General features: G+C 37.3%; 9 protein-coding genes. 7 read left to right on the top strand and 2 right to left on the bottom strand.

Annotation, left to right across the window (positions count from 1 at the left end; genetic code table 11):
* Positions 1 to 73 precede the first annotated feature (73 nt).
* Positions 74 to 2,383: a hypothetical protein gene (locus R3333_RS08765; RefSeq protein ID WP_318958413.1), complete on the top strand. Its 2,310-nt coding sequence runs from the start codon at positions 74 to 76 to the stop codon at positions 2,381 to 2,383.
* A 1-nt stretch (position 2,384) separates the two neighbouring features.
* Positions 2,385 to 3,095 carry a DNA repair protein RecO gene (recO, locus tag R3333_RS08760; RefSeq protein ID WP_318958412.1) on the top strand — a complete coding sequence of 237 codons (711 nt, stop codon included), beginning with the start codon at positions 2,385 to 2,387 and terminating at the stop codon, positions 3,093 to 3,095.
* A 175-nt stretch (positions 3,096 to 3,270) separates the two neighbouring features.
* Here the strand turns inward: recO and R3333_RS08755 are convergent, their stop codons facing one another.
* Together R3333_RS08755 and R3333_RS08750 are read right to left on the bottom strand one after the other, a co-directional pair.
* Positions 3,271 to 6,090: a gliding motility-associated C-terminal domain-containing protein gene (locus tag R3333_RS08755; RefSeq protein WP_318958411.1), complete on the bottom strand. Its 2,820-nt coding sequence runs from the start codon at positions 6,088 to 6,090 to the stop codon at positions 3,271 to 3,273.
* A gap of 90 nt (positions 6,091 to 6,180) precedes the next feature.
* Positions 6,181 to 6,534 (bottom strand): YraN family protein, encoded by a 354-nt coding sequence (locus R3333_RS08750; RefSeq protein WP_318958410.1) that lies wholly within the window; start codon positions 6,532 to 6,534, stop codon positions 6,181 to 6,183.
* Positions 6,535 to 6,639: 105 nt separating this feature from the next.
* Between R3333_RS08750 and R3333_RS08745 the strand changes: the two genes are divergently transcribed.
* The 5 genes from R3333_RS08745 to R3333_RS08725 form a co-directional block, all read left to right on the top strand.
* Positions 6,640 to 7,404, top strand: a complete 765-nt coding sequence (locus tag R3333_RS08745; RefSeq protein WP_318958409.1) for a 3'-5' exonuclease — start codon at positions 6,640 to 6,642, stop codon at positions 7,402 to 7,404.
* Positions 7,361 to 7,765, top strand: coding sequence for a hypothetical protein (locus R3333_RS08740; protein ID WP_318958408.1), 405 nt, complete (start codon positions 7,361 to 7,363; stop codon positions 7,763 to 7,765). Before R3333_RS08745 ends, R3333_RS08740 begins: the two co-directional genes overlap by 44 nt.
* Positions 7,758 to 8,759, top strand: coding sequence for an LD-carboxypeptidase (locus tag R3333_RS08735; protein ID WP_318958407.1), 1,002 nt, complete (start codon positions 7,758 to 7,760; stop codon positions 8,757 to 8,759). The genes R3333_RS08740 and R3333_RS08735 overlap by 8 nt, the downstream gene beginning before the upstream one ends.
* Positions 8,760 to 8,791: 32 nt before the next feature.
* Positions 8,792 to 9,916, top strand: coding sequence for a glycosyltransferase (locus R3333_RS08730; protein WP_318958406.1), 1,125 nt, complete (start codon positions 8,792 to 8,794; stop codon positions 9,914 to 9,916).
* Positions 9,906 to 10,628, top strand: a 723-nt coding sequence (locus R3333_RS08725) for a hypothetical protein (RefSeq protein ID WP_318958405.1), incomplete at its 3' end; no start/stop codon positions are given. The genes R3333_RS08730 and R3333_RS08725, both read left to right, overlap by 11 nt.

Here is a 10,628-nt window from a genome sequence, read left to right as displayed (position 1 = left end):
TTCGGATAGATGAAGATTTCAAATATTTTTACAATCCCCACGTTTGAGTAATACATTATACAAAACCAACTTAATGAAAAAGTTAATTGCATTATTTTCTCTCTTCAGTATCACGTTGTCTTCTGCACAAGTTGGTATGGGAGAGTGGCGTTTACATATACCTTCTAACAATGCCGTGGCAATAGCTGGAGATGAACAAAATGTTCATGTAATGTACGACAATGCTTTATTGAGTTATGACTTAACGGCAAATGAAGTTACCCGAAGAGATAAGATTGATTACCTCTCAGAAATTGAGTTGAGCGCTATAGGTTTCCACAAGAAAACCCAACAACTTTTTATTGGTTACGAAACAGGAAATATAGATGTATTGCAAGGAGAACGAACCATTAACCTTCCCTACATTTTAAATGCCAATATTACTGGAGACAAATCTATCTACTCCATTGAAGTGTTCGACGATATTGTATACATGGCTACAGGGTTTGGAATAGTAGTATTCGATCCAGAAAACTTGGAGGTTATAGACACTTACTACCCTACCGGAGGTAATCAAGCTATTGTAGATGTTGATTTTTATAACGATACGCTTTTCGCTTTAACAGAAGATAAACTTTATACAGGAGCACTGAGTAACCCTTTTCTTGCCGACCCTGCACAATGGTCGGTAGATACGCGATTGGCAGACTACAGTGCCAATGGAAAATATGAGCAAATCGTAGTTTTTGCAGATGAACAATACGTAGTTTTTGACCACCAAAATTATGAAGAAGACTCTCTTCTAATTTTGTCCTCTGGTAATAGTTTTTTAGACCAACGAGAGATTAATCAAATCAGTGTTTCTGGAAATAGAATGGCTGTTTGCATGGAGGGTGGAACCTTTGTTTACGATGAAAACCTCACGCAAATTGAAAACTTATACCAATACGTTAATCAAGTTTATCCTTCTTCTAGAGGTGTGCTTTTTATCGATGGACAATATTACATTGCAGATAACAACACCGGTTTTGTTCGTGCTACAAATTCTTTCAATAGTGAAATCTTAGGTTTTGATGGACCTTTTAACAAACTGGCGGTTGCCTTAGATTGGGGAGACGGAAAGTTAGCAGTTGCGGGTGGACAATTGGACGGAATAGGTCCTTCGTTTAAAAGACACGGTGCTTATACTTTTCAGGATGAACAATGGCAAAACTTTAATCCAGGAAATCAAGACTTAATGGATGTTCAGGGATATTGGGATATCATATCTGTAGCGGTTGACCCTTATAATTCAGACCGAATTGCATTTGGTACTTATTCTAAAATTCCCTTGCTTATTACAGAAAATGGTACAACAATTACAGACACGTTTACCCCTAACAGTAGTTATCTAGAATGGTCATCTCTCGGTAATAATTGGAGCTATATTTCTGACATGGCCTTTGATAATGACGGGACACTCTGGATACTCAATAGCTTAAGTTCAAAACCTTTGAAGGCATATACGGCAGATGGTCAGTGGTATGAATTTCAACTACCTTCTTCAGTGGCGAATAAATATACACGCGACTTGGTAATCGATTACAATGGTGTAAAATGGTTTGCGGTTACAGGTACCGGAGTAGTAGCCTTTGACGAAGGAATAGATTTGATGGATACTTCGGACGATGAATACAAAATATTGGGAACAAGCCAGACGAATGGTAATTTAACCTCTGATCAGATATCTGCCATGGTGGTTGATTTTGACAATGAGCTATGGGTTGGATCACCAGATGGTTTGCGCATATTATACAGTACTGCTGGCATTTTTGATGCAGACCTTGGAGACTATAATTTCCAGAATTTAGTAAAGCAATTCGAAGAAAATGCTGAAGAGATATTAAAGAATGTTTACATCACAGATATTGCTATAGACGGAGCAAATCGTAAATGGATAGGGACTGAAAATTCAGGGGTGTTTTTATTCTCTGAAAATGGATTGGAAGTGATTCGAGAATTTAATACATCTAATAGTCCGCTCGTTTCTAATGCTATTTTAGATATTACTGTTGATCAGAATACCGGAGAGGTTTTTATAGCTACAGATAATGGGCTCGTTTCTTACAGAAGTGATGCAACTTTTGGTGATAGTCAGTATGAAAACGTAGTCGTATTCCCCAACCCTGTAAGACCAGAGTTTGAGGGTCCTATAACAATTCAAGGAATAGCCTATAACTCAGCAGTAAGGATTACAGATGTTGCTGGAAACTTAGTTTACTCTACGACGAGTAATGGAGGAACAGCCACATGGAATGGTAAGACCTTGAACGGAGAGCGAGCATCAACGGGAGTTTACCTCATCTGGACCACCCCTAAAGAAGGAAAAGGCAGAAAGGTAGGTAAGGTCGTTTTTATCAATTAAGATGAAGAAAAATTTAACGGGTATTCTTTTAAAGAAAACGGATTACTCCGAAAGTAGTTTAATCTTAAAATTCTTCACCTTAGAAGAAGGAATTCAAGACTTTATTTTCCAAGGAGCTAAGAAGAAAAATGCCAACATTCTCTTTCCTTTAAGCATCAGTGAAATTACTTGCTACAAACGAAATGATAGTAGTTTGGGTAAAATTTCGGGTATACAAGCAGAGTATAATTTTCAGGAATTGTGTATGCACCCGGTGAAATCTAGCTTGTTGTTTTTTATGGCCGAAGTGGCCACTAAAAGCATCATTCAAGAAGTAAAAGACCCTAGCTTTTTTCATTTTATAAAAGATGAAATGTTGTGGCTCAACAGCAGTGATGAGTATACCAATTATCCCCTTTACTATTTACTAGAATTTTCTAAACTTCTCGGTTTTTATCCAGAAAGTGAACACGAACAAGCCGCTTATTTTGATGTTGAAGAAGGTAAGATTTGTGCCTTTAAACCACTTGGACATAAATACATTTACGACGAGAGTATTGTTTATTTGAATTTAATGCTTCGCAATAGCGACAAACTAAGTCAATTGGCTTTAGAGATTCCTAAACGGGAAAGAAAACAACTCTTACAGAACCTTATCAGCTATTTTAGCTATCATTTAGACAACTTTACACAATTGAAGACCATAGAGGTGATAGAGGCTGTTTTGAGTTAATAATGGGTCTTAATTTCTGTTAGGGACAGAACGAAAAACCCGGAAATACAAAAAGTATTGAATACCGCATTTTTAGGGCGACATAAGAAGCCCTCAAAAGGGGTTGTATGAAAACTTTTCGTATTGAGGATTTGAAGGGAAGGCCCGTCCCCAAGATTATTGGGGAACAGCCTAATTATCTCAACAGGTTAATGTGTCCTGTAAGTGTATAATTTTTATCTTCTTCGTCTTCGATAGAGTACATGATTTTGTACACGTAAGTACCCGACTTCATAGGTTGACCTAAAGAATTAGCCCCGTCCCATGTTGCATTGATATCTCTAGAATTGTACAACAAGTTACCCCATCTATCATAAATCCACATTTCAAAATTTTCAATGTAGTCTCCACGTACAATTAAGGTATTGTTGTGTTCATTACCGTCTGGAGTAAATGTATTGGGTACATAAATCGCCGGATAACATTCTGTAGAGAAGGTAACGACCATGGCATCTGTATATGTACACCCGTATTCATCGGTTACTTCTACGCTATAGGTTCCTTGATAAGTAGATGTGATTGTTTGACTCGTTGATCCATTTGACCATTGGTAAGAAGTAAATACAGAGTCAGTAGTAATCATAATTGGATCCTGCGGACAAATCACCGTATCAGGTCCTACACTCACCGTTCTCGCTGGATATACTTCAACAAAAACGCTGTCGTAGTTTACACATCCATCGTCATCTGTACCCGTTAAATGATACATGTTGGAAACTTGAGGAACAAATGATTGATTATCTGTTACACCCAAATCCCAATTATAAATCGTTGCTCCAGCACCAAAAAGGGTTACTGGGTCACCTTCACAAACTGCATCTGCTGTAGTGTTGGCAACCACATTAGGTAAGTTGTTCACGGTAATTTCTATACTCGCTGTATCTACACAACCGAATTGGTTTACCCCCAAAACGTGATAAAGTGTAGTTACCTGTGGCGTGTTATAAGTACTATCTACAACGTTGTTGTCCCAGAAATAATTCACCGCTCCAGATCCAAAAAGTAAAGTGCTATCTCCCAAACATAAAACTGTTGCAGAGGCATTTGCAGCTACTACAGGGTTAGGGTTAACAACTACGATTACACTTGAAGTATCTAAACATCCATTTTGGTCTTCTCCTATAACCGTATAAGTATTGGTCGCCGTTGGATATAACTCAGCGCCATCAACCACACCATTATCCCATGTATAAATAGAAGCTCCCACACCAGAAAGTATGGTTGTATCTCCATCACACAACACAGAGTCTGATGCTGTTGCTTGAACAATAGGTCGTTGATTTACAACAATCGTTGAATTTGTTGTTTGACCAGGAGCTGTACAACATTTCAAAATATTTACATACCCAATCGGTTCGTAGGTAGTTGTAACAATAGGGTATACCTCAAAAATATCCCCATCTACAGCCCCTTGAATTAAGGTAGTATCCGTTCCATCAGTATATTCAAAATCAACGGGAACGTTTGTACCTGTAATAGAAATGGTAAAGGTTACGGTATCACCTTCACAAATTGTGTTTGTATCTGGCGTTAATACAACTTCAGGTTCATTGTAAGCAAGTGTTAAGTATCGCGTAGAGTTATTCGGAACTACTAAATCTCCAATACCTTCAATGGTAAAGTATCCATTGGCATAAGAAAAAGCTAAACCATCTTGTCCGTCTTGATAAATCGTTGCATTTGAAAAATCACCATCTGTATCTACTAACAATCTTAATTTGGTCATATCAATACCACTCATATCGTAACATGAGTCCATTTTAACATCCCAATTAAAGACCTGTGCAAAATTCGTTTTGGTTACTTTAAATTCGTTTTCGAAACGCGCCCCAATTCCTGCAGGAGCTTCTAAAGTTGAAGCAGGACTCGCACAATAACTACCTTGGTTTTGTCCCATGGTTACATGCGATAAATTCACGGCAAAGGCCCCACCATTCGCATCATTCGAAGCAGCCAAGTTGGCTAAATAAATTCTGTAACTATCATCAAAAGCATGCGACTGTTTTTGCAATAATGCCTCATCATCATCTCTTGAAATACCTATAACATCGTTGTGGTAAGCTGGGTTATCACTTGCATCCCAAATGACTGTTCCATCCGTAGCAATATAATCACCTTGTGTTCCACCTCCAGTATTCAATAGGGTAACACCATATTTAATGGCTAAGTAAGTATGGACCTTGTTCATTTCCAACAAGGTTAAATCTCTGTTAAAGAAGATTACTTCATGTAAAAATCCATTCAATCCAGAATTATTTGTGTAAGCACCTCCACCATTTGCTCTTACTCCAAAATAAAGACCTGCTCCTCCTCCAGATTGAGAAGCAACACCACCTGTGTATTCCCATGAACTTTGATAAGCATCCATGGAGTTAAATGTTGATCTATTTCCTTTGTATGAAATAATCTCCGGTTCAAAATCTTCGGTCCAGTCTCTACATGCATTTACTGAAGTACCCAGCGTATATCCTATTGCAAGTCTTCCTGTATTTCCCAAGTTTCTTAACTGAATACCATCTGTTCCAGAATTGTAGAGCACCATATGGTCGTTCTGTGTATTGGTAGGAATATAGTGAGCTGAAAAAAAACTTCCTTCATCTCCCGAACTACCATTTTCAATTAAAGAAAGACCAGCTGTATTGTTTTCAAGCGCTTGAACTGTTGCAGCTGTTATGGCGTTGGTGTTCGTAAAGTGGAGTGTTTTATTATAATTCGATACGTTTCCCACCGGGGTATTCGTGGCTTGTGGGTATGGCGCTTGCGCATCTGTTACGGTAACTTGTGCTGCACCTGTTGGAAAACTTGTAGACCAAGTTGTTACATCTCCATTAGCCAAAGCATCGGGCTTAAACCAAGCCGTTAAATTTGCCGTACCGACATTTCCTGGTGTAGGTGTTTGTGCAAAGGACATCCCTGCACAGCTAAGTAAGAATAAAAAGAAACTCTTTTTTATCATGGTTACATTTTATAGTTCTTCAAAGATATTAATTATTAATGATGGCTATAAAGGTTTCTTTTAAACGCATGTCTTTCTTTATTATATACGCTAAATTGTATGAAAAGCTGCTTCTATATGTTCTATCTTCTTTTCTTTTTGATTTAAAACGATAGAAATAACATCTAACCGCGCCTCCAATTCAACTTCATTTTCCACAATAAAATTGTGTGCTACTTTAATAATTTGTCTTTGCTTTTTTCTTGTCACAGCCTGATAAGGCTCTCCAATATTATTGTTATTTCTGGTTTTTACCTCAACAAATATGATTTGATTTTCGTCAGCAACAATGATATCTACCTCATTTCTACCAAAACGATAATTTCTATCAATTAACTTGTATCCTTTATTTAACAAGTATTCCACGGCGAGGTCTTCTCCTATTTTTCCTAAAATTTGATTCATACAGGTAAGGGTTGATTGTTTACCATAAGTTACCCCTTTATTTTGAGGGAGAAAAAGATAATTTAGCTTTAATTATTTTTTTTACCTTTCATTAAAAAGATCAACATGCTCAATAAAGTCAACGTAGAGAAAATTTTATTTCTAGATATTGAAACCGTTCCACAAACTTACAGTTACGAAGATTTAGATGAAGATAGCGCCTACCACTTCGGTAACAAAACAAAATACTTTTGGCAAAACAAAACAAAAACTGTTGAGGTTAACGGAGAAGAAAGCGAAGTTGAAATGTCCCCAGAAGATGTTTACGATAGGGCTGGAATATATGCGGAATTCGGGAAGGTAGTTTGTATCTCTTGTGGCTTTGTTAAGAACACAGCTACGGGTAAACAAATTAGAATGAAATCTTTTGACCATGAAGACGAGGAAACATTGTTAAGGCAATTTTCAGATATGCTCATGGAACACTTTAGTTCTCCTTACCATTTACTTTGCGGACATAATGCTAAAGAATTTGATTTCCCTTTCATCGCTCGCCGAATGTTGATTTTAGGAATTCCTCTACCCCCTCCATTAGATATAGCTGGTAAAAAACCATGGGAAGTAAACCATCTCGACACCATGGAACTGTGGAAGTTTGGTGATTACAAACATTATACAACCCTCGCGTTGTTATGTCACATCTTTGGTATACCAACGCCAAAAGATGATATCAGTGGTGCAGATGTTGCCCGCGTATTCTATGAAGAAGGAGATATTGCTAGAATAAGTCGTTACTGCGAAAAAGATGTAGTAGCTTTGATTCAATTATTCTTAAAAATGAAAGGTGATGCATTGGTGGAAGAAGGCGATATACATTTTAGTCGTAAGTAACCTATTATGGGCGTGTGGAACTACTCCTCCAGAAGAGTTAGCCCAAGAAAGTAAACAGCTTTTTTTAGATGATTTGGCGCATGCCCATTATTCAACTTTAGAGCAATCCTATACTCAAATAGGTTTGGATAGCAATTTTGTAATAAACTATCCTTTAGAAAAGAAATTAAACACAACACAATACTTCTTCCCTACGCAAGCATGGAAGAAAGAGATTTATAAGCAATTAATTATAGAGCACGAGGTAAAAGATAGCACCGCGAGTTACTTTACAGGTTATCATTCAAACTCTAAAGCAACGGTTCACTTTTACATTTATCCTCCTGATAGTAACATTTGCGTGTTAGAGATTCATGAATAGAAAACGATTTATAGCCAACAGTTTATTGGGTTTGGGTGCGCTCGGACTTACTTCTGCTGTGCGCAATTCACCCAAGTATTCAGAACATCCCACACAGACTCCCCCTCCATTAAAAAAGGGAGATACGCTGGCCATCTTCGCTCCGGCTGGAGCGGTATTTTCTCCGCAACACATCAAAAAATTAGAAACTGTTCTTTTACATCAAGGTTTCAAAGTGAGGTTAGCACCCAACCTCTATCAACAAAAAGGATATTTGGCCGGGAGTGATCAAGAAAGAGTGGCTACATTTCATGCTTTGATGGCCGACCAGGAAATTAAAGGTCTTATCGCTGTACGAGGTGGTTTTGGTTGTGCGCGTATGCTGCCCAAAATTGATTTAGATTTGATCCGACAAAACCCTAAAATTATAATGGGGTATTCGGATCTCACGAGTTTGCTTAATTACATTACACAAGAAACTGGACTCATTACCTATCATGGTCCTATGGCTTACTCCACGTGGAACAAATTTGCACTTTCTGAATTCGACGCTGCCTTTAAACAACAAAAAGCTAAGCGCCTAATTACGTTAAGAGATGCTGAGCAATATTCCAACAAAAAGGGCAAAGCCTCCGGTAAATTGCTTGGAGGTAATTTAAGCGTTATAACTAGTATGTTGGGGACCTCCTATCAACCGAATTTTAAAGGTAAAATTCTCTTTTTAGAAGAAACCAACGAAGAACCTTATATCGTTGATCGAATGCTCACACAACTCAGAGATGCTCAAGTTTTTAACGCCGTCAATGGTATTATTTTGGGAAAATTCAATAATTGTGTTGCTGAATTCCCAGAAGAATCTCTCCCTTTAAAAGAAGTTTTTGACTATCATTTTAAAGAATTGAATATCCCTGTGTTTGGTTTTGCTAATTTTGGGCACGTTAAGGATAAATACATACTCGATATAGGCAGAACAACTGAAATAAATACCGAAAATTTCAGTTTTACACTCTTATAAGTGCTGTTTAGAACTATTAAAGTTAGCCCCTCGTGAAGAAAAAAAAGGCAATAGTTTCTGTTACCAACGATTTATACACCGACCAACGTGTGCACAAAGTTGCCACGTTTTTACATGAAAACGGATATGACGTAACGCTAGTTGGTCGTTTACTTCCTAATTCTAAAGAACTCCATCGCGATTATAAAACACATAGAATGAAACTTACTTTTAACAAGGGTGCTTTGTTCTATGCTAATTATAACCTGAGACTTTTCTTCTTTCTATTGTTTCACAAAGCAGACCTATTATTAAGTAATGATTTGGATACTTTGCTGGCAAATTTTATGGCTAAACAATTCAAAAGAAAATGCGAATTGGTCTATGATAGTCATGAATACTACACGGAAGTTCCTGAATTGGTTTCGCGGCCAAAGGTAAAAGCGGTTTGGGAGGCCATTGAAGGTTTCATATTTCCTAAACTCCAGCGCATTTATACGGTTAACCAATCCATTGCGGATAAATACAACAAGAAGTACAACAAAGAATTGCGTATCATACGTAACATTTCTCCCTTGTGGAAACCCAAAAACATACGCTCAAAAGAAGAATTGGGGATAGATGCATCTAAAAAAATGATCATACTGCAGGGAGCGGGAATCAACATTGATAGAGGCGCAGAAGAAGCTGTTTTAGCAATGAAACATATAGATAATGCCGTTCTCTACTTTGTAGGAAGCGGCGATATTATCGATGATTTAAAAGCTTTGGTACGCCAAGAAAATTTAGAGGATAAAGTGATTTTTAAGGGGCGACGACCTTATGATGAAATGATGAACTTTACGTATCATGCAGATTTAGGTTTGACGCTCGATAAAGACACCAACCTTAATTATAAATTTTCACTACCCAACAAAGTCTTTGATTACATCCATACAACTACTCCTATTTTAGCGAGTAATGTAATAGAAGTAGCAACCATCGTAAAAAATTACGAAGTTGGTGATATCATAGAAAATCATGAACCCTTACACATTGCAGAAAAGATCAAAGGAATTATAGAAAATTCAGAAAGACTTGCGGAACTCCGCGCCAACTGTCTACAAACAGCAGATGTGTTGAATTGGGAAAATGAATCACAAAAACTGAAAGAAATCTACGAGATACATGAAGGGTAAAATACATATTGTTTCTTTCGATGTTCCCTACCCTGCCGATTATGGTGGAGTAATAGATGTTTACTACAGGTGTAAAGCACTAAAGGATTTTGGTTATAAAGTTATACTGCATTGCTTTGATTATGGTAGAGGTAGGCCTAAAGCTTTGAAGGAAGTAACAACGAAAGTTTATTATTATCAACGAAAATCAGCCTTCTTAAGCTTGTTTTCCTCACAACCTATGATTGTTGCCTCAAGAAAAAACAAAGATCTACTTCAGAACTTATTGAAGGATGAAGCCCCAATTATTTTTGAAGGTCAACATTGCACTGCTTACTTGGCTCACCCCTTATTAGCGCAAAGAAAAAAATATGTGCGCTGTCATAATGTGGAAAGCGAATATTACGATCAATTAGCTAGGGTAGAGCAATCTTTTTTAAAGAGAAAGTTCTTTCAATTAGAAGCTAAAAAACTACAGCAACACGAAGCTGTTTTTCATGCCGCTGACGGATTATTCAGTGTTTCTGATAAAGACCAAAAATACTACGTAAACCTTTACGGAAATAGTGAATTTTTAGCCGTTGCCAACCCCTTGAGTCAAGGTAATCATATAGACCCAAAAGAGGATTACCTACTTATGCATGGAAATTTATCTGTAATGGAAAATGAACATGCGGTAAAATGGGTAATTGACAATGTACTTCCTTTGATAAATAAGAAGCTTGTCGTTGCT

The organism is Lishizhenia sp. (assembly GCF_033720595.1).
In the GTDB taxonomy this organism is placed as follows: domain Bacteria; phylum Bacteroidota; class Bacteroidia; order Flavobacteriales_D; family Crocinitomicaceae; genus Lishizhenia.
Note: the sequence above shows the minus strand (reverse complement) of the source record. Positions and strands in the feature narration are given on the sequence as shown.